Origin of the sequence: Variovorax sp. R-27 (assembly GCF_049913215.1) — a bacterium.
Classification (GTDB): domain Bacteria; phylum Pseudomonadota; class Gammaproteobacteria; order Burkholderiales; family Burkholderiaceae_C; genus Variovorax.
Window position 1 is genome coordinate 2,490,609 of sequence record NZ_CP183984.1, and the last position, 23,263, is coordinate 2,513,871.

The window sequence follows — 23,263 nt, forward strand, 5'->3', positions numbered from 1 at the left end:
AATCAACCATGAAGATCGTCATCATCGGAGGCTCCGGCCTCATCGGCTCCAAGCTCGCCACGCGCCTGCGCGATGCAGGCCACGAGGTCAACGCCGCGTCGCCTTCGACGGGCGTCAACGCGCTCACCGGCGAAGGCCTGAAGGCCGCGCTGGCGGGTGCCAATGTGGTCGTCGACGTGGCCAACTCGCCCTCGTTCGAGGACGGGCCGGCGCTGAATTTCTTCGACACCGCTGGGCGCAACCTGCTGGCCGCCGAGGCGGAAGCCGGCGTGGCGCATCACATCGCGCTGTCGGTGGTCGGCACCGATCGCCTGCTGGCCAGTGGCTATTTCCGCGCCAAGCAGCGCCAGGAAGAGCTGATCGAGGCCTCGCCCGTGCCCTGGACCATCGTGCAGGCCACGCAGTTCTTCGAATTCGTGGCCGGTATCGCCGACGGGAGCGTGCGGGGCGGCGAAGTCCGACTGTCGAACGCGTTGATACAGCCGATGGCGGCGGATGACGTGGCCGCCGCGCTCGCCGCCGTGGTGGCCGAGCCGCCCGCGCGGGGCCGGATCGAGATCGCGGGGCCGCAGGCGTTGCCGCTCGACGAGCTGGTTCGGCGCCTGTTCGCGGCGACCGGCGACAAGCGGCCAGTCGTCACCGATGCCGGGGCGAGCTACTTCGGCGTGCAACTCGACGACCGGTCGCTGACACCCGGTAACGCCCCGCGCCTCGGGACGATCCGCTTCGAAGACTGGCTTGCGCAGCGTGCGCTGGCCTGAAAGGCAACCCATGACCCGTTTTCAGAAAACCTGCATTTCCCTCGGCCTCGCGTTCGGCACGTTCGTCGCGATGCCCGCCATGGCCGCCCCTGAAGCCGCCGTGACCATGCTCATGACGAAGGATCTGGCGGATATGCCCGGCAAGGAAGCAGTCACGTTCGTTGTCGACTTTCCGCCAGGCTCAATCGATCCCGTCCACCGCCACGATGCCCACGCCTTCGTGTACGTGCTCGAGGGATCGATCGTGATGGGCGTGAAGGGCAGCAAGGAGGTCACGCTGACCCCCGGCCAGACTTTCTACGAAGGCCCGGCCGACATCCATACGGTCGGCCGCAACGCCAGTGCCACCAAGCCTGCAAAGTTCCTCGTGACGATGGTCAAGGACAAGGGCGTGCCGTTGCTCACGCTGGTCAAGTAGCCGCTCAGCGCGGCGGGCGGATGGCCGACTTGGGCCTGAAAGCCTTGCAGACCGTGTCGTCGGTCTCCAGGTACGGCCCGCCGATCAGGTCGATGCAGTAGGGCACCGCCGCGAAGATGCCCGGCACGACCTGCACGCCCTCGGTGTCCTTCAGCCCTTCGAGCGTTTCCGCAATCGACTTCGGCTGGCCCGGCAGGTTGATGATCAGGCTCTTGTCGCGGATCACCGCCACCTGCCGCGACAGGATCGCCGTCGGCACGAAGCGCAGGCTGATCTGTCGCATCTGCTCGCCGAAGCCGGGCATTTCCTTGTGGGCCACGGCCAGCGTGGCCTCGGGCGTCACGTCGCGCAGGGCGGGGCCGGTGCCGCCGGTGGTCAGCACCAGCGAGCAGCCGGCGTCGACCAGTTCGATCAGCGTGGCGCTGATGCGGTCGGCCTCGTCGGGGATCAGCCGGGGCTCGAATTCGAGGGGGTTCTTCAGCGCCCGGCCCAGCCATTCCTTCAGCGAGGGCAGGCCCTTGTCTTCGTAGGTGCCGCTGGAGGCACGGTCGCTGACCGAGACGATGCCGATGCGGACCGGGTCGAACGAACTCATGCGTCCTCTTCCCGGTCTTGGGCGGCGGCCGCTGCCGCGTGGTCGGCTCCGCCGTGCACCGCCAGTTGGGCGCGCACCAGCTGGAAGATCTCGCGGTAGGCCTTGCCCTGGCGCGGCGCTTCGCCGGCCGGGCCGGTCTTCATGTCCTTGCGGGCCTGGCGCACCAGGGCGCGCAGCTGCTGGGAATCGGTGGCGGGGTGGGTTTCTATCCAGCCGCCGAGGGTGTCGTCGTCGGCAATCAGCCGGTCGCGCCAGCGCTCGGCCTCGTGCAGGGCGGCGGTTTCGGCGGCCGGCGCGATGCTCTGCTCGGACAGGGCTTGTTTAACGGCCTCCAGCACTTCGGGCTCGAGCTTGCGCATGAGCTTGCCGATGAACTGCATCTGGCGGCGCTTGCCCTCGAAATTGGTGATGCGCTTGGCCTCGGCGATGGCGTCGACCAGTTTTTCGTCGAGCTGGAGCGTATCGAACAGGCCGGCGCGTAGCGTGAGCAGCTCGGTGCCTAGCTTCTGCAGCTCGTCGCTTTCGCGCTTGAGGTCGGTACGGCTGGCTTCGTCGGTGCCCTTGAGCTCGCGCTTGAGCTCAAGGTCGAGTTCGCTGCCTTCGGCAACGAATTGGCCACGGACGAAATAGCCTTTTTTGGGTTTGCGGGACATGGAGTGGATTCTGGGCCGCACCGTGCGGCGTTGCAACGCGGTGGGAAGCTGGGGAGAAAACGTGAAACAGGGGGCGCAAGTATCATAGCCACCACATGACGACATCCTCCTCGCGCGCCGATTCCGGCTTCGCCTACAGCCGCTCCTTCTTCGAAAACCTGGTCGACACCGCCTTGGCGCATGCCAAAAAGCTCGGTGCCACCGACGCCGGGGCCGAGGCCTCCGAGGGCTGCGGCCTGAGTGTCTCGGTGCGCAAGGGCGAACTCGAGAACGTCGAGCGCAACCGCGACAAGTCGCTGGGCATCACGGTCTACGTGGGCCACCGCCGCGGCAACGCCAGCACCTCCGACTTCTCCGAAGGGGCCATCAAGCAGACCGTTCAGGCGGCCTACGACATCGCCCGCTTCACGGCCGAAGACCCCGTCAGCGGCCTGCCCGACGAGGAAGACATCGCCAAGGTGCATCCCGAACTCGACCTGTTCCACCCCTGGGACGTGACGAGCGAACAGGCCGCCAAGCTGGCGCTGGAGTGCGAAGAAGCGGCCCTGTCGACCGACAAGCGCATCACCAACAGCGAGGGCGCGGGCGTCTCGGCCCAGCAGAGCCACTTCTTCAGCGCCCACACGCACGGTTTTCGCGGCGGCTACGCCAGCTCGCGGCATTCCATTTCGGTGGCGCCCATCGCCGGCAAGGGCGACGACATGCAGCGCGACGCCTGGTACAGCTCCATGCGCTCGGCCGATGAACTGGCCAGCCCGCAGGCCGTGGGCCGCTACGCCGCCGAACGGGCGCTCAGCCGCCTGAAGTCGCGCAAGATCAAGACCACCGAATGCCCGGTGCTGTTCGAGTCGCCGCTGGCCGTGGGTCTGCTGGGTGGGCTGGTGCAGGCGGTGAGCGGCGGGTCGCTGTACCGCAAGAGCAGCTTCCTGCTCGATTCGCTGGGCAAGCCCGTGCTGCCCAAGCACGTCGACGTGGCCGAAGACCCGCACGTGCTGCGCGGCAAGGGCAGCTCGCCCTTCGACGACGAAGGCGTGACCACCCGGGCGCGCAAGGTGGTCGATGCCGGCCGCCTCGAAGGCTACTTTCTCTCGACCTACTCGGCCCGCAAGCTGGGCATGAAGACCACCGGCAATGCCGGCGGCTCGCACAACCTGACGCTGAGCTCGCGCCTGACCAAGCACACCGACGACCTCGACGCCATGCTCGCCAAGCTGGGCACCGGCCTGTTCGTGATCGAGCTGATGGGCCAGGGCGTGAACTACGTGACCGGCGACTACTCGCGCGGTGCCAGCGGCTTCTGGGTCGAGAAGGGCAAGATCGCCTTCCCGGTGCAGGAGATCACCATCGCCGGCAACCTCAAAGACATGCTCATGGGCATCGAGGCCATCGGGGCCGATGCCTATACCTTCGGCGCCAAGACCACGGGATCGGTCCTGGTGAACCGGATGAAGATCGCCGGCAGCTGAGACGCACCGCCGGCCACCGCGCGAAGGCTCACAGAACCATGAGACACAACGCAGCGCGCAAGCCGGAACTCGAGCACGAACTGCTGCGCGACCCGAGGCTCGGCTTCGAGCCGGCGGGCGGCAGCTCGGTGCGCTGCCTGCAGCACGGCGTGCCCTGGCCCTTCGACTGCTGGCACTACCACGACGAGTACGAGCTGCAGTGCATCAACCGCAGCAGCGGTGACGCCTTCGTCGGTGACCACATCGGCCGCTTCGAGCCCGGCTACGTGGCCCTGGTGGGCGCTCGGCTGCCCCATACCTGGATTTCGCACGACGTGCCGCCCGAAGGCATTGCCGAGCGCAGCATGGTCATCCACTTTCGCGACGAGCCGCTGCGCAAGGGCACCGACCTGTTCCCGGAGCTGAAGGCGGTGCTGCCGATGCTCGACCGCGCAAAGCTCGGCATCGAGTTCTTCGGCATCCACGCGCTGGTGCGCGAACGCTTCCTGCGCGTGCAGGCGCAGGAGGGCATGGCCCGGCTGGCGGAGTTCATCGGCCTGCTGCACGAGCTGGCCCGCTGGCCCGACTGGCGCCAGATTTCGAACACCACAGGCACGGCGAGCGAAGACCCGAGCGCCAACACCCGCATGCGCCGCGTGCTCGACTACCTCGACCAGCACCTGACCGAAGAGCTGTCGCTGCCGGCCGTGTGCGCCGTGGCCAACATGGCCGAAAGCAGCTTCTCGCGCTATTTCCACAAGCACATGGGCGCCACCTTCACCGACTTCGTCACTCGCCTGCGAATCGCCAAGGCCTGCGAGATGCTGCAGACCTCCGACCGGCTGGTGAGCGATATCTGCTACGAGGTGGGCTTCGCGAACCTCGCGAACTTCAACCGGCGCTTCCTGCAGCTCAAGGGCATGACCCCCTCGGCCTACCGCCAGCAGGCGCAGGACCGCTTCGGCCTGCGCACCGCGCAGAACACGCCGCTCGCCACCACGGCCTGAGCTTCCCGGTGCTGAAGCTCATCAGGGGCTGGCATCCTGCGGCGTCAGGTGCCGGGTTGTGGCCCAGAACGCCAGTGCCAGGCCGCTGGTGAGGGCCCCGGTCAGGCAGACGATGTTCCAGCCGCCGTGTGCATACAGCATCGTCGAGACGATCGATCCGGTGGCGGAGCCGATGGAATAGAAGATCATGTAGCCGGCGGTCAGGCGGCTCTGGGCTTCCGGGCGCACGCGGTAGATCAGGCTCTGGTTGGCGACATGCACCGACTGCAGGCCGAAGTCGATCATGACCACGCCGACCACCATCGCCCAGATGGACCACGGCAGCATGGCGATGAGCGCCCAAGACAGCAGCATCACCGACAGCCCGATGCCGGTAGTGCGCTGTGCGCGGCCCCGGTCCGCCTGGCGGCCCGCGCGCGCAGCGCCCATGGCGCCGGCCGCGCCAGCCAGGCCGAACAGGCCCACCTGCGTGTGCGACAGCGAGAACGGCGGCGACGTGAGCGGCAGCACCATCGGCGTCAGCAGCATCGTGATCGCCATGAAGATCAGCATGGCGAGCACCGCACGGATGCGCAGCACGGGCTCTTCGGCGAAGAGCGTGAACACCGACCGGATCAGCTGCAGGTACGAAATGCGCACCGAAGGCAGTGCGCGCCGGGGAAGCGCCTTCCACAACAGGCCGGAGACGACCAGCGTGGCCGCGGCCGACACCAAATACACCGAGCGCCAGCCGACAAGATCGGACAGCGTGCCCGACACCGCCCGCGCCAGCAGGATGCCGACGATGATGCCGCTGGTGACGATGCCGACCACGCGGCCGCGCTCGCCCGGCGGGGCCATGAGTGCGGCGTAGGCGACCAGCACCTGCGTCACGACGGCCAGCAGGCCCACGGCGGCCATCGCCGGCAACAGGACCGCCGCGCTGGGCGCCAGCGCAACGCAGAACAGGGCGATCACCGACAGCAACGATTGCCCCACGATCAACTGCCGCCGGTCGATCAGGTCGCCCAGCGGAACGACCAGCAGCAGCCCCAGGCCGTAGCCGACCTGGGTGATGGTGATCACGATGCCGACCGTGGCGGGGCGGATGCCGAAGGTGGCCGCCAGCGTGTCCAGCAGCGGCTGGGCGTAGTAGACGTTGGCCACGGCCAGCCCGCAGGCGACTGCGAACAGCAGCGCCATCGCGGCCGTTATCTGTGGCGTGGCAGTCCGTGCCTGCGCATCACGGGCCGCAGCCGCATCGATGTTCAATTGCATGGCGATGCCCTGCCGTCAGGCACGCAGGGCGTCGTGGAAGCGCTCGATGTGGGCGGCAATCGTTTCGCCCAGTTCTTCGAGCGCGAAATGGCCGGTGTCGAGCAGCTTGAAATCGATCTGCCGTAGGTCGCGATGGTAGGGATACGCGCCCGACGGTGGAAAGATCACGTCGTTGGCGCCCCACACGACCAGCGTCGGCGGCTGGTGCTGGCGGAAGTAGGCCTGCCAAGCCGGGTAATGCGAGAGATTGCGGCCGTAGTCGTGCAGCAGGGCCGCCATTGCGTCTTTGTTGCCGGGACGGGCCAGCAGGGCGCGTTGCAGCAGCCAGCTGTCGGGGTTGATGCGCGCCGCGTCTTTCACGCCGTGGATGTAGTTCCATTCCAGGGCTGCGTCCGACATGGCGGCTTCGCGGATCCTGGCGTAGTTGGCCGGCGACGGGTCCCTCCACAGCTCGCGGGCCAGGCCCCAGAAATCGTCCGGCAGGCCTTCTTCGTAGGCGTTGGCGTTCTGCACGACCAGGAAGCTCACTCTTTCGGGGTGGCGGCTGGCCAGCCGGAATCCCACCGGGCCGCCGAAGTCCTGCATGTAGAGGCCGTAGCGCTTCAGGCCGAGTTGGTCGGTGAACTCCTCGACGACGTCGGCGAGGTGGTCGAAGGTGTAGCTGAACTCGACGACCGATGGTGCGTCGCTGTGGCCGAAGCCGGGATAGTCCGGCGCAATGACATGGAAGCGATGGGCCAGCCGTTCGATCAGCTCCCGGTACATGAAGGAGGAGGCCGGAAAGCCATGCAGCAGGAGCAGGGGCGGCAGCGCCGGGTCTCCCGCCTCGCGGTAGAAGATGTTCAGGCCGTCGATGGTGGCGGTGCGGTAGTGGGTCATGGCGGATTCCGGAAAGGGGTGGATGGGGGCGATTGGCGATCGGCCGGTCGCTGCACGTTCTGCTTTCGGCGTTCTAGGTTTCAAAACAAAACCACGCGAATTCTATCGATCTGGTTTTACATTGCAACCGATTTGCGAATTCGTACGCCACCCCCGGCAAAACCCCAAGCCCGCTGGTCATCGAAGTACCAGTCCACCGGCGCGCGTGTACGCAGCGCCGGCCCACGGCTGCATACGCTTCGTCCCTCCCGCAAGCCCTTCACAAACAAGACCAGGAGACGAACGATGACGAACCGAACCACGCGCCGCATCAAGGCCGGCGCACTGTTGCTGGCGGCATTGGCCGCGGCGGGCCATGCGCAGGCGCAGCAGGCCTGCAAGGACGATGTGCGCGTGCTGTCCCAGCCGCGCGACGGACTGACCCTGCTGGAAAAGTACAAGGACGAGTTCAAGGCGCTGAGCGGCGCGTCGTTCAGCATCGACAACCTCAACGAGAACGACCGCCGCACCAAGACCCGCGCCGACGCCTCGACCGTCGGCAAGTACAACGTGTACTACGTCGACGAGGCCAACGTGCCGCTGTTCGCCCAGTCGAAGTGGATCGTGCCGCTGGCCAAGTACTACCCGGCCGACTACGACTACGCCGACTTCGACCCCGGCCGCCAGAAGGTCGCCACCTTCGACGGCCAGGCCTGGTTCGCGCCGCTCACCGGTGGCGGCGACTTGCTGGTCTACCGAAAGGACCTGCTCGAGAAGGCCGGCATCAAGCCGCCCACCACGCTTGAGGAATTCGCCGAAGCCGCGAAGAAGCTCAACGACCCGGCCCACGGCATCTACGGCGTGGCCCTGCGCGGCCAGCGCGGTTCGGGTGCCAACGTGTGGCGTTGGATGCCGTTCTTCCGCGGCTACGGCGGCCAGTGGTTCGACGGCGACAAGCCCGTGTTCGATTCGCCCGCCGCGGTGAAGGCCACGCAGACCTACCTCGACCTGTTCAAGTACTCGGCGCCCGGCACCAAGACAGGCGGCTGGGACGAGGCCACCGGCGCCTTCCTTGCGGGCAAGGTGGCGATGCTGATCGAGTCGACCCCGCTGGCGGGCAATGCGCTCGACCCCAAGATGTCGACCGTGATCGGCAAGGTCGCCTACCTGCCTCCGCCCACGCCGCTGACCGGCGGCGGCTACGGCCACGGGCTGGCCATCGGGGCCAAGGCCAACAAGACCGAGGAGGCGAAGAAGTGCGCGGGCCTGTTCGTCGCCTGGGCCACTTCCAAGCAGCAGGAGCAGCGCCGCCTCGCCGAAGGCCAGTTCGGCGAGCTCAACCGCACCAGCGTGCTGGGCAGCCCCGAGTTCGCCAAGCGCTACGGCGCCGACCTCGGCAAGGCGCTGGCCGACACCGGCAAGCTCACGGCCGTGAACTTCTGGCAGGACGCCGCCTGGCCCGACCTCGGCGACCGCTGGGGGATCATTCTCGAAGAGCTGATCACCGGCTCGCGCACCGACATCAAGGCCGGCCTCGACGAACTCGACGCCTACGCGAAGCAACTGATCGCACGGCGCAAGAAGTGATGGCCGCCAGGGAGAAACGAAAAAAGACAAGGCTGCCGGTCGTCTTCATCGGGCCGGGCCTGCTGGTGCTCGCGGTGCTGGCGCTGGTGCCGACGCTGTTCGCGATCGGCATCTCCTTGCAAGACCGCGAGCTCGGGCAGGCCGATTCCAGCTGGGTCTGGCTGTCGAACTACATCCAGCTGTTTTCCGACCGACGCTTTCTCAACTCCGTGCGGGTGTCGCTGGTGTGGGAGGTGCTGACCGTCAGCGCGACCATGGGGCTCGCGGTGCTGCTGGGTGTGCTGCTGTTCCAGTGCACCACCGCGCGCTGGCGCAACGTGTTGTCGATGCTGTTCATCGTGCCCGTGCTGCTGCCGCGCGTGTCGGCCGCCTTCGTGTGGAAGTTCGCTTTTCATCCGCTGTTCGGACTGCTGACGTATCCGTACAAGGCGATCACCGGCGAGCCGCTGGACCTGCTGGCCAGCCCGCTCACGGCGCTGCTCACAGTGGCTTTCGTGGACGTGTGGCAGTGGGGGCTGTTCTTCGCGGTCATCGTGCTGAAGCTGCTCGAGACGCTGCCGCCACAGCCTTTCGAGGCCGCGCGCATGGACCATGCGAAGACCTGGGAGGTGTATGCGTATGTCGCGCTGCCGATGCTCAAGGCGCCGCTCATCAGCCTGACTTTCGTGAAGATGGTCGAGTCGTTGCGCGCCTTCGACCTGATCTACGTGATGACGCGTGGCGGGCCCGGCATCTCCACCGAGACGCTGGACATGTACGCCTTCTCGCAGGGCTTCATCGAGTCTGGGCGTATCTCGTACGCGTCGAGCATGGCGGTGCTGATGATGGTCGCCTCGACCGTGGCGTTCACCTACATCTGGAAATGGACGCGACCGAAATGAGCGCTTTGCCAAAAAAGAAAACCCCGTTCTCCCCAGGCACGCTGCTAGCCCGACTGGTGCTGGTCGCCGCAGGGCTCTCCGCACTGGTGCCGGTGTTCTGGACCTTTCTCAACTCGTTCAAGAACCGGGTGGACATCGTCTCGGCAGTGCCGAAGATTTTCTTTACGCCGACACTGGAGAACTACGTCTACGTGCTGAGCCGCGAGGCCGTGGCGCAGGGGCTGCTCAATTCCATCGTGGTGGTGGGCGCGGCGGTGATCGTCGGCGCGGTGCTCGGGCTGCCGGCTGCCTATGCGCTCGCCCGCTATCCGCTGCGCTGGGCTGACGACATCCAGTTCTTCGTGCTGTCGATGCGCTTCCTGCCGCCCGTGGCCGTGGCCATTCCGCTCATGGTGATCTGGCTGCAGCTGGAGTTGTACGACACGCGCTTCGCGCTGATCGTCACCTACACGCTGCTCACGCTCTCGACCGTGATCTGGCTCGCCATACCGGCCTTCAAGGCTGTGCCGAAAGAGGTGGAAGAAGCGGGCCGCGTCGACGGCTACGGCCCCTATGCGATCTTCTTCAAAGTGGCGCTGCCGATTGCCGCGCGCTCGCTGGTCGGCGCCATCGCCTTCGGCTTCGTGCTGGTGTGGAACGAGTTTCTCATTGCGCTGATGCTCACCACTTCGGACGCGAAGACGCTGCCCATCGTTGCCTCGGAGCTGAGCCAGCTCGGGCGTGACGTGCCGTGGGGCATCTTGAATGCCTCGGTCATCCTGCTGTCGCTGCCACCGCTCTTGATGGTCGGCGTGCTCAGCGGCTTCCTCAACGCTGCCTTCAAGCGCAAGCGCGACGCAGCATGAGCCAGATCATTTCCTTTCCCTCGAAGAACAACATGTCCGCGATCAGCTGTCACAACATCATCAAGCGCTATGGCGACACGCAGGTCGTGCACCAGTTCGACCTCGACGTGTCGGACAACGAGTTTGTCGTGTTCCTGGGCCCCTCGGGCTGCGGCAAGTCGACCATCCTGCGCATGCTCGCAGGGCTGGAAGATATTTCCGACGGCGACCTGCTGATCGGCGGCCAGCGCGTGAACGACTTGCCGCCGCAGGAGCGCGGCATTGCCATGGTGTTCCAGAACTACGCGCTCTATCCGCACATGAGCGTGCGCGACAACATCGCGTTCGGCCTCAAGCGCCTGAAGGTGCCCAAGGCCGAGATCGATGCGCGCATCAAGGAGGTGTCGGACACGCTGGGCCTGGAGCGCTACTTGCAGCGCAGGCCCACCGAGCTGTCGGGCGGCCAGCAGCAGCGCGTGGCGATTGCGCGCGCCATGATCAAGACGCCCAAGGTGTTCCTGTTCGACGAGCCGTTGTCCAACCTCGACGCCAAGCTGCGCAACCACATGCGCATCGAGATAGCCCGGCTGCACCAGGCGCTGAAGACCACCACCGTGTACGTCACGCACGACCAGCACGAGGCCATGACGCTGGCCGACCGCATCGTGCTGCTGCGCGACGGGCGCATCGAGCAGGTCGGCTCGCCGCGCGAGATCTTCGAGCGGCCGCGCTCGGCCTTCGTGGCCGGCTTCATCGGCACGCCGCCGATGAACCTGGTCGAGATGATGGTGCGTGACGCCGATGGCTACTTCGAGCTGGCGGGTCGCGAAGGCACGGTGCGCGTGGACGCGCGCCGCTTCGCACTCGAAGGCCGAGAGCGTGTGACGCTGGGCGTGCGGCCCGCGCACCTGCAGGTCGACACGCAGGGCGGTCGCGCAGGCGGCTTTGCCGGCGAGGTGCAGCTCATCGAATACCTCGGCAACGAGGTGCTGGTGAGCTTCGGGCAGGGCGAGAGCGAAATCGCCGCGCTGATGCCCTCGGCCCAATGCCCGCGGCTGCGCGATGCGGTGCGCTTCGTGGCGGACCCGTTGCAGGTGCACCTGTTCGACATCGACACGGGCGCCTCGTTGCTGCGCACCGACACCCCTTTGCATTGACGCACTGACACACCCAAACACCCCTTCAAGGACGCAAAGAAATGAAAGCACTGGTTCTGGAAAAAGCGCATGAGCTCAGGCTGCGCGACGTAGACCTTCCCCTGGACATGGGGCCGCGCGACGTGAAGATCCGCATGCACACCGTGGGCGTGTGCGGCAGCGACGTTCACTACTACCAGCACGGCGGCATCGGCCCCTATGTGGTGGAAGATCCAATGATCCTGGGCCACGAGGCCTCGGGCGTCGTGGCCGAGGTGGGGGCGGAAGTCACGCACCTGAAGCCCGGCGACCGCGTATGCATGGAGCCCGGCATTCCGCAAATGGACTCGCGCGCCACGCTCGAAGGCATCTACAACCTCGACCCTGCCGTGCGTTTCTGGGCGACGCCGCCGATCCACGGCTGTCTTACGCCCTTCGTGGTGCACCCGGCGGCCTTCACCTTCCGCCTGCCCGACAACGTGAGCTTCGGCGAGGGCGCCATCGTCGAGCCGCTGGCCATCGGTCTGCAGGCCGCGAAGAAGGCGGCGCTGAAGCCGGGCGACGTGGCGGTGGTCATCGGCGCGGGCACCATCGGCGCGATGACGGCGCTGGCTGCACTTGCGGGCGGCGCGGCGCGCGTGATCCTCGCTGACCTCGTGCCCGAGAAGCTGGCGCTGTTTGCGGACAACCCGGCCGTCACCACGGTCGATGTGCGCAACACCAAGCTCGCTGACACCGTGAAGTCGCTGACCGACGGCTGGGGCGCCAACGTGGTGTTCGAAGCCAGCGGCAGCGCGCGCGCCTTCGACGACATCTTCGAGCTGCTGTGTCCCGGCGGCTGCCTCGTGATGGTGGGCATACCCGCTGGCAAGGTTGCCTTCGACATCGTGGCCATTCAGGCGAAGGAAGTGCGCATCGAGTCGGTGTTCCGCTATGCCAACATCTTCCCGCGCGCGCTGGCGCTGATCGCGTCGGGCCAGGTCGACGTGAAGCCCTTCATCTCGCGCACCTTCGCGTTCGAAGATGGCATCGAGGCCTTCGAGGAAGCCGCGGCGGGGCGCGCGACCGACGTGAAGATCCAGATCGAGTTTGGGGAGCCCGTCACTTCCTCGTAGCTTCTTCCGGGGGCGCGATCAGGTGCTCGAGCATGCGCCGGGCGTTGAGCGGCAGGTCTTCCGACGAGCGCACGCAAGCCATCAGCGTGCGCTCGGCCCATTTGTCGGCGAGCGAGGCGCGCGCGATCTTCATCGAGCGGGCGCAGCGCTCGGCCGCGGTCTGCGGCACGATGCCGACGCCGATGCCGTACTCGACCATGCGGCACACGGCCTCGAAGTTGCGCACGCGCACCCGGTAGGCCAGGTGCTTGCCGAGCGCACGCACATGCTGGGTGATCAGCAGCTGCAGCGCGCTGTCCGCTGGCAGGCCGACGAATTCGCTGTCGACCACGTCGGCCAGCTGCAGGCGCCGGCGTCCAGCCAAGGCGTGACCGCGGGGCATCACGAGCACGAGGTCGTCGCGGCGGAAGGGGTGGCATTCGAGGCCTTCGCTGTCGATGGCGTCCGAGACGATGCCGATGTCGCACAGGCCGGCGCGCAACGCGTCCACCGTGTCGGGGCTGGGACGCTCCTCGAGGTCGACCGAGATGCGCGGATGCTCGGCGAGAAAGCGGCTCAGCACTTCGGGCAGGTGTTCGGTCAGCGCAGAGGTGCCGCACATGAAGCGCACATGGCCCTTGAGGCCCTGGCCGTATTCGCCGAGTTCGCCGCGCAGCCGCTCCATCTGCTGCAGCACGACGCGCGCGTGGTGCAGCAGCGTGCGGCCGGCCTCGGTGGGGCGCACGCCCTGCGCGTGGCGGGTGAGCAGCGGGCTGCCGAGCGCGTCTTCCATGCCGCGCACGCGCTGGCTGGCGGAGGCCAGCGTCATGTGCGAGCGCCCGGCGCCTCCGGTGAGGCTGCCGGCTTCGACGACGTTGAGGAAGAGCCGCAGGTCGGTGAGATCGAATCGCATGGTTCGGCGGAGTGTGCACCAGGAGCCTCAGCCGCAGCCTGAGGCTACCTCTGCGAATGCCCGATTTCCAGAGGCCGGCTTCGTCGGCAGAGTCGTGTCCCGATGACGCATTCGATCGACACAACGAGTTTCTGGGCCGCCGCCGCGGCGGTGTACCTGCTGGCCGGGGTGATCAAGGGCGTGGTCGGCCTCGGGCTGCCGACGGTGTCGATGGCGCTGCTCGCGCTGTGGATGTCGCCGGTACAGGCCGCGGCGCTGCTGATCGTGCCGTCGCTCGTCACCAACATCTGGCAGACCGGGCCGCGCGCGACCCTCATGCCGGTGCTGCGGCGCATCGGCGGCATGCAGGTGGGGGTGGTGATCGGCACGCTGGGCGGGGCGCTGTGGCTGGGCGTGCCGGCGGGGGCCTGGGCTTCGTTCGCGCTCGGGGTGGCGCTGGTCGTCTACGCGGTCTGGGGGCTGACCGGGCGGCAGCTTCACGTGACCGACGCGCAGGCGCGCTGGATGGGGCCGCTGGTGGGCATCGTCACGGGGCTGGTGACGGCGGTGACCGGGGTGTTCGCGGTGCCGGCGGTGCCGTACCTGCAGGCGCTGGGGTTCCAGCGCGATTCGCTGATCCAGGCGATGGGGATCTCGTTCACCACCTCGACGGTGGTGCTGGCCATCGGGCTGGTCGGGAACGGGGGCTATCCGATGTCGGCGATGGGCGGGTCGATCGCCATGCTGGTGCCGGCCATCGGCGGCATGGTGCTCGGGACCTGGCTACGGCAGCGGTTGTCGGTGGCGGTGTTCAAGCGCTGCTTCCTGATCGGGCTGGCGCTGCTAGGGCTTTACATGGCCGCGCGCGCCGGGCTGTGAGCCGAAGTCAGGCTGCCTGCAGCAGGGCAGCGCGAACGCGCTCGATAGTCTGGCGGTAGGGCAGGGCGAAGTCGTCGAGTGCATCGCCCGCTTCGAGCCAGCGGAACGCGAACACCAAGCCTTCTTCTTCAGGGCTGCCCGTGGCCATGTGCGTGAAGGTTTCAGGCAGGGCGCCTTGGGCGCGCATCAGGAACAGGTGCCACAGCTGCGGGTGGCGGTGCGTGTTGCCTTCGACGCCGGCTTCGCATTCGCGGTGCAGCGTGCCCAGCGATTGCAGCGGGCCGGTGTAGTCGAGGCCCGATTCCTCGAGCAGTTCGCGGCGCACCGCCACTTCAGGCGATTCACCGGGCTCGATGGTGCCCTTGGGCAGCTGCATGTTGCCATCCTCGGGATGGCGGAACACCAGCAGCCGGCCCCGCGCGTCAACCATGCAGGCGCAGGCCTTGGGGATCGTGGCGGAGGGGCTGCTGCCGGTGTTGTTCATCATCAGGCGCCCGTCAGAGCGGCCTTGACCGCTGCGCTGACCTGGCCCATGTCGGCCTTGCCGGCGAGGCGGGTCTTGACCACGCCCATCACCTTGCCCATGTCGCCGGGGCCGCTGGCGCCCAGCTCGGCCACGATGGCCTTCACGGCGGCCACCGTTTCATCGGCGCTCATGCGTTGGGGCAGGTAGGCCTCCAGCACCTTGATCTCGGCAGCTTCCTTGTCGGCCAGATCGGGGCGGCCACCGGTGGTGAAGGCCGCGATCGAGTCCTTGCGCTGCTTGACCATCTTGTCGACGATGGCGACGACCATGGTGTCGTCGAGTTCCACGCGCTCGTCGACTTCCTTTTGCTTCAGGGCCGCGAGCAGCAGGCGGATGGTGGCCAGGCGCTCGGAGTCCTTGGCGCGCATCGCCGTCTTCATGTCTTCGGTGATTTGTTCTTTGAGAGTCATTCGGCAACCTTTCGGAAAAAACAAAAGCCGCGGCAGGTTTCCCTGGCGCGGCTGAGGCAACGGGGCGGCGGTGCTGACTTTCGTCTGGAGCCGGCCGCCCTGGGTGTTGCTTAGTACAGCTTCTTGGGCAGCTGCATGCTGCGCACGCGCTTGTAGTGGCGCTTGACCGCGGCGGCCTTCTTGCGCTTGCGCTCGGCGGTCGGCTTTTCGTAGAACTCGCGGGCGCGCAGGTCGGTCAGCAGGCCGAGCTTTTCGATGGTGCGCTTGAAACGGCGCAGTGCGACGTCGAAGGGCTCGTTTTCTTTAACGCGGATGGTGGTCATTGATGAATCGTTGAAATGAATTTGGCCTGGAGAGATCGAGGCCCCAAGCCGGGGTTCCTCAACTGAAAACTTTTTGCGGCCGTTGAGGGGAGGCCAAGAGTTAGCCCGCGATTATAGCGCGGTTGCGCACGCGTGGGCGCTCGCCCAGGCCCATTGGAAGTTGTATCCGCCCAACCAGCCGGTCACATCGACCACTTCGCCGATGAAATACAGGCCCGGCTGCTTCGATTCCATGGTCTGGGACGACAGGTCGCGGGTGTCGACACCGCCGGCCGTGACCTCGGCTTTTTTGTAACCTTCGGTGCCGCTGGGGGTGATCTGCCAGCGGGCGATGCGCTCCGACAGCGCCGCCAGCGACTTGTCGGCAGCTTCGTTGACGGGGCGCTGCAATGCCGGATCCTGCCCGACCCAGGCGTCGGCCAGCCGGGAGGGCACCAGCGTGGCCAGTTCGTTGGCGATGCGTTTCTTCGAGCGCAGCTTGGCTTCGCCCAGCGCCTCTGCCACGTTCACGCCGGGCGCGAAATCCAGCGTGAGCGGGGTGCCGGGCTTCCAGTAGCTCGAAATCTGCAGCACCGCCGGGCCAGACAGGCCGCGGTGGGTGAAGAGCAGGTCTTCGAGGAAGGCCATTTTTTCCTTCTTCGCCCCGGTCTCGATGCGCACCGGCAGCGCCAGGCCGGCCAGTTCGGCATACGGCGCCCAGCCTTCGCCGCCGAAGGTCAGCGGCACCAGCGCCGGACGGGGGGTGACGAGGCGCAGGCCGAACTGCTCGGCAAGGCGGTAGCCAAAGTCGCTGGCGCCGATCTGCGGGATCGACAGGCCACCCGTGGCAACCACGATCTTCGGCGCTTCGATCAGCCCGCGATCGCTCTCGATTTGATAGCTGCCAGCGCCCGATTCATCGGCATCAGCGCCAGAAAACGCAATCTTCCCGACCTTGCACGGCTGCCACCGCTCGACCCCACCCGCCGCGCATTCCGCCAGCAGCATGTCGACGATCTGCTGCGACGAGCCGTCGCAGAACAGCTGCCCCTTGTGCTTCTCGTGGAAGGCGATGCCGTGTTTTTGCACCAGCTCGATGAACTGCTGCGGCGCGTAGCGCGACAGCGCCGAGCGGCAGAAATTCGGGTTGTCGCCGATGAAGTGGCGCTGCGGCGCGCGCACGTCGAGGTCGCGGTTCGTGAAATTGGCTCGCCCGCCGCCCGAGATGCGGATCTTCTCGCCCACCTTTTCGCTGTGGTCCACCACCAGCACCCTGAGCCCGCGCTGGCCCGCCACGCCGGCGCAGAACAGCCCGGCAGCCCCGGCGCCGATCACGACGACGTCGAAGCGCGATGAAGCTGCCGCGCTCAAGGGCCGTCTGCCGCTAGTAGCGGCGGCGGGTTGTATTTCAGGTGGCCCACGTAGCGCAGCGGCTGCGTGGCGGCAATGGAGGGCACGTCGCCCTCGCGCATGTGCAGCAGGTCGGACGGGCTCACCCAGCGCGGGTCGGCGCTGGTGATCGGCAGGCCAGCCTGTTTGTAGGCCTCGAGCACGAACTGCGAGCAGAAGAACTGGTCGTCGCGGCTCGCACCCAGCTGCACCATCGCCATGCCGCTCACGCAGTAGTTGCTGACCGCGCTTGGCACCAGCGGCAGTTCGCACAGGCGCCGGTTCAGCACGAAAGGCGCGTTCAGCAGCACGCCCACGGTGTTGTAGCGCGCGCCGACCTGCGACAGCGCCCATTCGCGCATGCGCCCGGCACCGGCTTCGTCGACGCCCGGCACGCGAAAGGCCACCACCATCTGCTCTTCATCGACCAGATCGGCCAGCGGCCGCGCGCGCACGCCGGTGCCCACGGCTTCGGCGATCTGGCCGTCGCCGAGGTACAGCACCGCGTGGCTCACCGGCGAGAAGGTGCCCAGCCGGATGCCGAAGGAATTCACCGTGGCGATGGAGGTCAGCAGGATGTCGCCGGGCTCCAGCGCGTCGGCCGCGATGAGTTCGCCGCCGTTGCCCGGTGCGATGACCGAGCTCTGCACCCGCAGGCGCAAGCCGGCATCCTTGGACGGCAGGTCGATGCGGGTGGCGCAGGCCGTGAGCAGCAGGGCTGCGCCCGCGGCAACGACGACCGCGGCGGTCTTGAACGCGGCGCGCATCAGCCCTTCCAGATGAACGGAAACTTCAGCTGCTTGAAGAAGCCGTTGGGCACGTAGTCGCCCAGCACGCCGTATTTTTCGGGCCAGAGCTTGGTGCTCTTCACCGCGGTGCCGAAGATGTAGTCGAGAAAGGCGTAGTGCGCCGCGTAGTTCTTGTCGAGTGCTTCCTGGTCCTGGCTGTGGTGCCAGTGGTGGAAGTTGGGCGTCACGATCAGGTAGCGCAGCGGACCGAGCCGCACGCTCACGTTGCAGTGGTTGAACACCGCCTGGAAGCCGACCACCACGATGTAGGCGTCGATCACGTCCTTGCTGAAGCCCAGTACGTAGATGGGCGCCAGCACCAGCGTGCGCGTGATCAGCAGTTCGAGGATGTGCTGGCGCGAGCCCGCCATCCAGTCCATGCTCTTCACGCTGTGGTGCACCGCGTGCAGGCGCCACAGCACCGGCACCTCGTGGTAGGCGCGATGCGTCCAGTACTGCACGAGGTCGGCCACCAGAACGATCAGCAGCAGCCCCGCCCAGAACGGCAGGTTGCCCACCCAGCCACGAATGCCGTCATTGGCGGCCCAGCCGAAGAGCTTGTGCACCATCAGATTGGTGGCCAGCAGCACGAAGCCCACGATCATGTGGTTCACCACGAAGTGATGGAAGTCGGTCTGCCACTCTTCACGGAACACGGGCTGGTCTTTGCGCAGCGCAAAGAGTTTCTCGATGAAGATGAAGATCAGCGACGAGCCCAGCAGGTCGAGGATGAACCAGTCGAGCCCGATGTACGGCGTGTTGTCCGCGAAGTCGTGCACCGGCACCTTGTGCCCGCCGAGCAGCGCCGACGCCACCACCAGCAGGAACGCCGCCGACGAGAGCCAGCGCGAGCGGTTGAAGATGATGTTGACCAGCGACAGCCCGCCCGCGATGACCAGCGCCGCCAGCAGGATGTAGCGCATCACGTCGACGTTGTAGCTCTTGCGCAGTTCGGGCGTGGTGAGGTACTGCGGAAAGTGGAAGGCCAGTACGCCGAGGAAGCACAGGATGGCCAGGCTCAGTGCGATGGTGCCTGTGACCAGCCCTTGGCCACGGCGCAGTTCGCCATGGTTATGGGTGAATTCGTTGAGTTTGTCGATGTCCAGCATGCCCGCCTCTCTCGCTTGTACTTTGTGTTGGAGCGCGATTTTAGAGGCGGCTGTAGGAAAAATCTCACCTGGGCCGCACAGCCCTGCGGCGCAGCAGCGCGGCCGAGCCCAGCGCCACGGCCATCACGAGCAGCGACACGACGGTGGTCACCGTGCCCAGCGCATAGATCGACGGCGTGGTGACGGTCGAGGTCAGGCCCTGCAGCTCGAGCGGCAGCGTGTTGACGTCGCCGATGGCCTGCGAGGTGCGGGCGATCTCGTCCCACGACAGCGTGAAGCCGAACATGCCGATGCCCACGATCGACGGGCCGATCAGCGGCAGCACCACGAAGCGGAAGGTCTGCCACGGCGTGGCGCCGAGGTCGCGTGCGGCTTCCTCGTAGGCGGGGTTGAAGCGGTTGAACACCGCGAACATGATGAGCAGGCCGAAGGGCAGGGTCCAGGTCAGGTGCGCGCCGAGGGCTGAGCTGAACAGCCCCAGCGCGGTGCCGTAGCCTTCGAGCAGCGTGGTCGCGTCCATCGCCGTCAGCACGCTCTTGATGCCCGTGTCGATCAGCCGGAACTGCAGGCCGATGCCGAGCGAGATGATGATCGACGGCATGATGAGGCTGGCCACCGTGACGAAGAACAGGGCGTTGCTGCCCGCGAGCTTCTTGCGGAACGCCAGGCCTGCCAGCACCGACAGCACGACAGTGAAGGCCATCACCACCGCGCCCAGCGCGAGCGAGCGCCTGAAGGCCGCGCCGATGTCCACTGTGCCCAGCCCTTCAGCCAGCTTGTAGAACCAGTGCAGCGAGACGCCGCGCAACGGGAAGGTGAGACCGCCCTCGGGGCCCTGGAAGCTGAGCACGAAGATCGTGATCATCGGGCCGTAGAGGAACAGCACGAACAGGGCGAAGACCGTGGCGAGAGGCCAGAAGCCGGGGCTGCGTTGTTCGCCTATGCGTTGGCTCATTTGTATTTTTCCTTCAGGGCGTGAGCGCGCCCCGAACGACGCACCCCAAACAGAACGGAAGAATCCAGGTTCACCCTAGAGCTCCTTTCGAATGTCGACCAGCCGCGTCAGCCCCCAGATGATCATCAGCACCACCGCCAGCAGGATCATCGCGTTGGCCGCAGCCAGCGGAAACTGCAGGTACGAGGTCTGCACCTGGATGATCTTGCCGATAGAGGCGATCTGCTGGCCGCCCATCACGCCGATGGTGACGAAGTCGCCCATCACGATGGTGATGACGAAGATCGACCCGATCAGGATGCCCGTGCGCGACAGCGGCACCACCACGTTCCACAGCGTCTGCCAGCCCGAGGCGCCCGCATCGCTGGCTGCTTCGAGCAACGAGCGGTCGATGCGCATCATGCTGTTGAAGATCGGCACGATCATGAACATCGTATAGAGGTGCACGAAGGCCAGCACCACCGAGAAATCGGAGAACAGCAGCCACTCCACAGGCTGGTTCACGAGGCCCAGGCCCATGAGCGCCTGGTTGACCAGCCCGTTGCGCCCCAAGAGTGGCACCCACGAGATCATGCGGATCACGTTGGAAGTCCAGAAGGGCACCGTGCACAGCACGAACAGCACCGTCTGCATGGTCGACGAGCGCACGTGGAACGCCAGGAAGTACGCAACCGAAAAACCGATCAGCAGCGTGATGCCCCACACCAGCACGCAGAACTTGAACGTGCTCAGGTAGGTGTTGAGCGTGACGCACAGGTCGCCGTTGTCGGTGAGGCGCGAGCAACCCTCGAACAGGCTCAGGTAGTTGCGCAGCGTGACCGCAGGGATCAGCTCGTATTCGTTGAAATTCCACAGGCTGACCATCGCGACCAGCGCCAGCGGAACCAGGAAGAACAGCAGGAACACCAGCGCGAACGGCGCCGCCTGCCACCATGCTTTCACAGTATGGATGGGCGTGGTGGCGACGGACGCGCTGGTCGAAGGAGCGCTCACAGGCTCAGGTCGAAGGTCAGGCCGCGACGAACTCGTTCCACTTGCGGACCATGTACTCGTTCTCGTCCATCACGGCGTTCCAGCAGGCGATGCCGCCCATGCGCTGTTCGTAGCTGCCGCCGTCGCGCACCGAACCGGCCTTGGCGATCACGTCGCCCTGCGGGCTCTTGATGTCCTGAGCGGCGGGCTTGCCTTCCATCCAGTAGGCCCACTCGTAGGCTTCCATCTTGGTCTTGGCGGTGTCGAGCACGGCGCTGTAGTAGCCCTGGCGGTTGAGGTACGCACCAGCCCAGCCGTCGAGGAACCAGTTGATGAACTCATAGGCGCCGTCGAGCTTCTTGCCCGAGAGCGTGGCCGGCAGCCCGAAGCCCGAGGCCCAGGCGCGATAGCCTTCCTTCAGCGGCTGGAAGGTGCAGTCGATGCCCTTGCTGCGCACGGCCGTGACGGCGGGCGACCACATCGACTGGATCACGACCTCGCCCGAGGCCATGAGGTTCACCGACTCGTTGAAGTCTTTCCACAGCGCGCGGAACTGGCCGGCCTTCTTGGCTTCGATCAGGGTCTTGATCGTCAGGTCGATCTCGGCCTTGGTCATGTTGCCCTTGTCGGCGTACTTGTGGATGCCCTTGGCCTCCACCACCATCGCGGCGTCCATGATGCCGATCGACGGAATGTTCAGGATCGCGGTCTTGCCCTTGAACTCGGGGTTCAGCAGCTCGGCCCACGAAGAGATCGGGCGCTTGATCAGGTCGGGCCGGATGCCCAGCGTGTCGGCGTTGTAGGTGGTCGGGATCAGCGACATGAACTGCGTGGCCGACTTCGCGAAGACCTTGCTCTTCTCGCCCTCGAGATAGATCACCTTGACCGGCGCCGTGCCCTGGCTGCCGACCTTCTTGCCGGCCACTTCGCCCTTGGTGAAGAGCGAGGTGATCTTGTCGGCGTTCTTCACGCGCTTGGTGTCGATGCCCTTCAGGTTGCCGGTCGGCACGATCTTCTTGAGCGAGAAGAACTCGGTGTCGATCAGGTCGAAGCTGTTGGGGGCGGTCACGGCGCGCTTGGTCACGTCGTCGGTGGTCACGGCCACGTACTGGATCTCGATGCCGGTGTCGGCCTTGAATTTTTCGGCAATCGCCTTGTCCTGGTTCACCGCGGTGCCGAGGTAGCGCAGCACGATCTTTTCCTGCGCATGCACGAAGGGCGCGATGCCCGTGGCCAGGATGCCGGCCGTGCCTTGCAGGAGGGTGCGGCGCTTGACGCCGTTGGACGAGTCGATGGAATCGGTCATGGCTGAGTCTCCAGAGAAAAAAGTGGAAAGAAACGAACGCAGGAAAAAGAGAAGCAGGTTGCGGATGCGCTCACAGGGTCATGGCGAGCGCGGCCGTGTCGTCGCGCTGGCGAGCCCCGGCGTTGGCGGGCGCCGAAGCCCGCTCGCCCGGTGGCTTGACGCCGGGGCCGAGCACGCGCGCGTCGGCTTCGGCCCATGAGAGGCGCACCGCCTCGCCGTGCGCATAGGGGCGCGCGAGGAAAGCGGCTTCGCCGAGCAGCACAGAGACGTTCTGGCGCCCGGCGGCAGCGCCTTCGAGCGCCAGGCCGAGCAGCACGTAGGTGCCCTGGTATTCGACGTCGGTAACGGTGGCGGCAAGGGCAGTGCCAGCCGCGTCGCCCTCCGAAGCCGCGGCGATCCGCATGCGGTCGTTGCGCACCGCGATCGGGCCGGCCGGCGTGTCGAACACGTTGTGGCCGCCCATGAAGCGCGCCACGAACTCGCTCGCCGGGTGGTTGTAGACCGCGTGCGGCGAGCCGACCTGCTCGATCACCCCGTGGTTCATCACCACCATGGTGTCGGCCAGCGCCATTGCCTCTTCCTGCGAGTGCGTCACGTGCACGAAGGTCAGGCCCAGTTCCTTCTGCCAGCGTCGCAGCTCGGCGCGCATCTGGATGCGCAGGAAGGGGTCGAGCGCCGACAGCGGCTCGTCGAGCAGCAGCACGCGCGGCTCGGTGATGAGTGCTCGCGCCAGCGCCACGCGCTGCTGTTGGCCGCCGGAAAGCTCACCGGGCTTGCGGTTGGCCAGGTGACCCATCGCCACGCGTTCGAGCAGGTCGTTGGCACGCTTGTGGCGCTCGGCCTTGCCGACGCCTTTCATCTTGAGGCTGAAGGCCACGTTGTCGGTGGCCGAGAGGTGCGGGAAGAGGGCGAAGCTCTGGAACATCATCGCCGTGCCGCGCGCGGCCGCGGGCAGGTCGGTGATGTTGCGGTTGTCCAGCAGGATGTCGCCGCTGGTGACGGACTCGTGGCCCGCGATCATGCGCAGCGTGGTGCTCTTGCCGCAACCCGAAGGGCCGAGCAGGCAGCAGTAGCTGCCGCTGGCGATGCGCAGGTCTATCTGGTCGACGGCGGCCGGTGTGCCGGGGGCATAGCGCTTGGTGAGCGCGACGATCTCGACTGCGGCGGGTTCGGGCGTGGCGACGGCATTCATTGCCGATGGCTCAGCACGATCCATGCC

The 23,263-nt window shown here is 66.5% G+C and carries 25 protein-coding genes; 10 read left to right on the plus strand and 15 right to left on the minus strand.

Features of this window, described 5'->3' with window-relative positions:
• The first annotated feature begins 8 nt into the window (after positions 1 to 8).
• Together ACN9MV_RS11545 and ACN9MV_RS11550 are read left to right on the plus strand one after the other, a co-directional pair.
• Positions 9 to 761 carry an SDR family oxidoreductase gene (locus ACN9MV_RS11545; RefSeq protein ID WP_426392305.1) on the plus strand — a complete coding sequence of 251 codons (753 nt, stop codon included), beginning with the start codon at positions 9 to 11 and terminating at the stop codon, positions 759 to 761.
• Between the two features lie 10 nt (positions 762 to 771).
• Positions 772 to 1,179 (plus strand): cupin domain-containing protein, encoded by a 408-nt coding sequence (locus ACN9MV_RS11550; protein WP_426392306.1) that lies wholly within the window; start codon positions 772 to 774, stop codon positions 1,177 to 1,179.
• A 4-nt stretch (positions 1,180 to 1,183) separates the two neighbouring features.
• Here the strand turns inward: ACN9MV_RS11550 and mog are convergent, their stop codons facing one another.
• Positions 1,184 to 1,774 carry a molybdopterin adenylyltransferase gene (gene mog, locus ACN9MV_RS11555; protein WP_426392308.1) on the minus strand — a complete coding sequence of 197 codons (591 nt, stop codon included), beginning with the start codon at positions 1,772 to 1,774 and terminating at the stop codon, positions 1,184 to 1,186.
• Complete coding sequence (gene yjgA / locus ACN9MV_RS11560) at positions 1,771 to 2,427, minus strand: ribosome biogenesis factor YjgA (RefSeq protein WP_426392309.1); 657 nt, start codon at positions 2,425 to 2,427, stop codon at positions 1,771 to 1,773. The genes mog and yjgA overlap by 4 nt, the downstream gene beginning before the upstream one ends.
• Before the next feature lie 95 nt (positions 2,428 to 2,522).
• Here yjgA and pmbA point away from each other — a divergent pair, with 95 nt between their 5' ends.
• The gene (pmbA, locus tag ACN9MV_RS11565) at positions 2,523 to 3,893 is read left to right on the plus strand and encodes a metalloprotease PmbA (RefSeq protein WP_093079849.1); all 1,371 of its coding nucleotides are present in this window, start codon (positions 2,523 to 2,525) and stop codon (positions 3,891 to 3,893) included.
• Positions 3,894 to 3,931: 38 nt separating this feature from the next.
• Positions 3,932 to 4,879, plus strand: a complete 948-nt coding sequence (locus ACN9MV_RS11570; protein ID WP_354337505.1) for an AraC family transcriptional regulator — start codon at positions 3,932 to 3,934, stop codon at positions 4,877 to 4,879.
• Positions 4,880 to 4,900: 21 nt separating this feature from the next.
• Here ACN9MV_RS11570 and ACN9MV_RS11575 read toward each other — a convergent pair whose 3' ends face one another.
• The gene (locus ACN9MV_RS11575; RefSeq protein ID WP_426392311.1) at positions 4,901 to 6,136 is read right to left on the minus strand and encodes an MFS transporter; all 1,236 of its coding nucleotides are present in this window, start codon (positions 6,134 to 6,136) and stop codon (positions 4,901 to 4,903) included.
• Positions 6,137 to 6,151: 15 nt separating this feature from the next.
• Positions 6,152 to 7,015 (minus strand): alpha/beta fold hydrolase, encoded by an 864-nt coding sequence (locus ACN9MV_RS11580; protein WP_426392312.1) that lies wholly within the window; start codon positions 7,013 to 7,015, stop codon positions 6,152 to 6,154.
• A gap of 285 nt (positions 7,016 to 7,300) precedes the next feature.
• Between ACN9MV_RS11580 and ACN9MV_RS11585 the strand changes: the two genes are divergently transcribed.
• The 5 genes from ACN9MV_RS11585 to ACN9MV_RS11605 are packed head-to-tail and all read left to right on the plus strand — an operon-like array spanning position 7,301 to position 12,537.
• Positions 7,301 to 8,581 carry an ABC transporter substrate-binding protein gene (locus ACN9MV_RS11585; RefSeq protein ID WP_426392313.1) on the plus strand — a complete coding sequence of 427 codons (1,281 nt, stop codon included), beginning with the start codon at positions 7,301 to 7,303 and terminating at the stop codon, positions 8,579 to 8,581.
• A complete protein-coding gene (locus ACN9MV_RS11590; RefSeq protein ID WP_097199475.1) occupies positions 8,581 to 9,462 on the plus strand; it encodes a carbohydrate ABC transporter permease in 882 nt (293 codons plus the stop codon). The genes ACN9MV_RS11585 and ACN9MV_RS11590 overlap by 1 nt, the downstream gene beginning before the upstream one ends.
• Positions 9,459 to 10,307 (plus strand): carbohydrate ABC transporter permease, encoded by an 849-nt coding sequence (locus tag ACN9MV_RS11595; protein WP_426392315.1) that lies wholly within the window; start codon positions 9,459 to 9,461, stop codon positions 10,305 to 10,307. The genes ACN9MV_RS11590 and ACN9MV_RS11595 overlap by 4 nt, the downstream gene beginning before the upstream one ends.
• Positions 10,304 to 11,443 (plus strand): ABC transporter ATP-binding protein, encoded by a 1,140-nt coding sequence (locus tag ACN9MV_RS11600; RefSeq protein WP_426392316.1) that lies wholly within the window; start codon positions 10,304 to 10,306, stop codon positions 11,441 to 11,443. Before ACN9MV_RS11595 ends, ACN9MV_RS11600 begins: the two co-directional genes overlap by 4 nt.
• A gap of 41 nt (positions 11,444 to 11,484) precedes the next feature.
• Positions 11,485 to 12,537 carry an NAD(P)-dependent alcohol dehydrogenase gene (locus ACN9MV_RS11605; RefSeq protein WP_354337500.1) on the plus strand — a complete coding sequence of 351 codons (1,053 nt, stop codon included), beginning with the start codon at positions 11,485 to 11,487 and terminating at the stop codon, positions 12,535 to 12,537.
• Here the strand turns inward: ACN9MV_RS11605 and ACN9MV_RS11610 are convergent.
• Positions 12,524 to 13,429: a LysR family transcriptional regulator gene (locus tag ACN9MV_RS11610; protein ID WP_093057881.1), complete on the minus strand. Its 906-nt coding sequence runs from the start codon at positions 13,427 to 13,429 to the stop codon at positions 12,524 to 12,526. The two genes, ACN9MV_RS11605 and ACN9MV_RS11610, sit on opposite strands and share 14 nt — an antisense overlap.
• A 102-nt stretch (positions 13,430 to 13,531) precedes the next feature.
• On the opposite strand from ACN9MV_RS11610, the gene ACN9MV_RS11615 reads away from it, so the two are divergent.
• Complete coding sequence (locus ACN9MV_RS11615; protein ID WP_354337498.1) at positions 13,532 to 14,287, plus strand: sulfite exporter TauE/SafE family protein; 756 nt, start codon at positions 13,532 to 13,534, stop codon at positions 14,285 to 14,287.
• A 7-nt stretch (positions 14,288 to 14,294) separates the two neighbouring features.
• On the opposite strand, the gene ACN9MV_RS11620 is transcribed toward ACN9MV_RS11615, so the two are convergent.
• From ACN9MV_RS11620 to ACN9MV_RS11665, 10 genes are all read right to left on the minus strand, one after another.
• The gene (locus tag ACN9MV_RS11620; protein WP_426392318.1) at positions 14,295 to 14,774 is read right to left on the minus strand and encodes an NUDIX domain-containing protein; all 480 of its coding nucleotides are present in this window, start codon (positions 14,772 to 14,774) and stop codon (positions 14,295 to 14,297) included.
• Positions 14,774 to 15,223, minus strand: a complete 450-nt coding sequence (locus tag ACN9MV_RS11625; RefSeq protein ID WP_093057879.1) for a GatB/YqeY domain-containing protein — start codon at positions 15,221 to 15,223, stop codon at positions 14,774 to 14,776. The genes ACN9MV_RS11620 and ACN9MV_RS11625 overlap by 1 nt, the downstream gene beginning before the upstream one ends.
• 110 nt (positions 15,224 to 15,333) lie before the next feature.
• Positions 15,334 to 15,546 (minus strand): 30S ribosomal protein S21, encoded by a 213-nt coding sequence (gene rpsU, locus ACN9MV_RS11630; protein WP_007833691.1) that lies wholly within the window; start codon positions 15,544 to 15,546, stop codon positions 15,334 to 15,336.
• Between the two features lie 111 nt (positions 15,547 to 15,657).
• Positions 15,658 to 16,896 carry an NAD(P)/FAD-dependent oxidoreductase gene (locus ACN9MV_RS11635; RefSeq protein ID WP_426392321.1) on the minus strand — a complete coding sequence of 413 codons (1,239 nt, stop codon included), beginning with the start codon at positions 16,894 to 16,896 and terminating at the stop codon, positions 15,658 to 15,660.
• Entirely contained in the window at positions 16,893 to 17,681 is a 789-nt protein-coding gene (locus tag ACN9MV_RS11640) for a YaeF family permuted papain-like enzyme (RefSeq protein WP_426392322.1), read from the minus strand. Before ACN9MV_RS11640 ends, ACN9MV_RS11635 begins: the two co-directional genes overlap by 4 nt.
• Entirely contained in the window at positions 17,681 to 18,811 is a 1,131-nt protein-coding gene (locus tag ACN9MV_RS11645; protein WP_093177663.1) for a sterol desaturase family protein, read from the minus strand. The genes ACN9MV_RS11640 and ACN9MV_RS11645 overlap by 1 nt, the downstream gene beginning before the upstream one ends.
• Positions 18,812 to 18,875: 64 nt before the next feature.
• Positions 18,876 to 19,766 (minus strand): ABC transporter permease, encoded by an 891-nt coding sequence (locus tag ACN9MV_RS11650; RefSeq protein WP_093057875.1) that lies wholly within the window; start codon positions 19,764 to 19,766, stop codon positions 18,876 to 18,878.
• A 75-nt stretch (positions 19,767 to 19,841) separates the two neighbouring features.
• Positions 19,842 to 20,759: an ABC transporter permease gene (locus tag ACN9MV_RS11655; RefSeq protein WP_426392323.1), complete on the minus strand. Its 918-nt coding sequence runs from the start codon at positions 20,757 to 20,759 to the stop codon at positions 19,842 to 19,844.
• A 16-nt stretch (positions 20,760 to 20,775) separates the two neighbouring features.
• Positions 20,776 to 22,044, minus strand: coding sequence for an ABC transporter substrate-binding protein (locus ACN9MV_RS11660; protein ID WP_093057873.1), 1,269 nt, complete (start codon positions 22,042 to 22,044; stop codon positions 20,776 to 20,778).
• A gap of 70 nt (positions 22,045 to 22,114) precedes the next feature.
• The gene (locus ACN9MV_RS11665) at positions 22,115 to 23,236 is read right to left on the minus strand and encodes an ABC transporter ATP-binding protein (protein WP_093057872.1); all 1,122 of its coding nucleotides are present in this window, start codon (positions 23,234 to 23,236) and stop codon (positions 22,115 to 22,117) included.
• Positions 23,237 to 23,263: the final 27 nt, after the last annotated feature.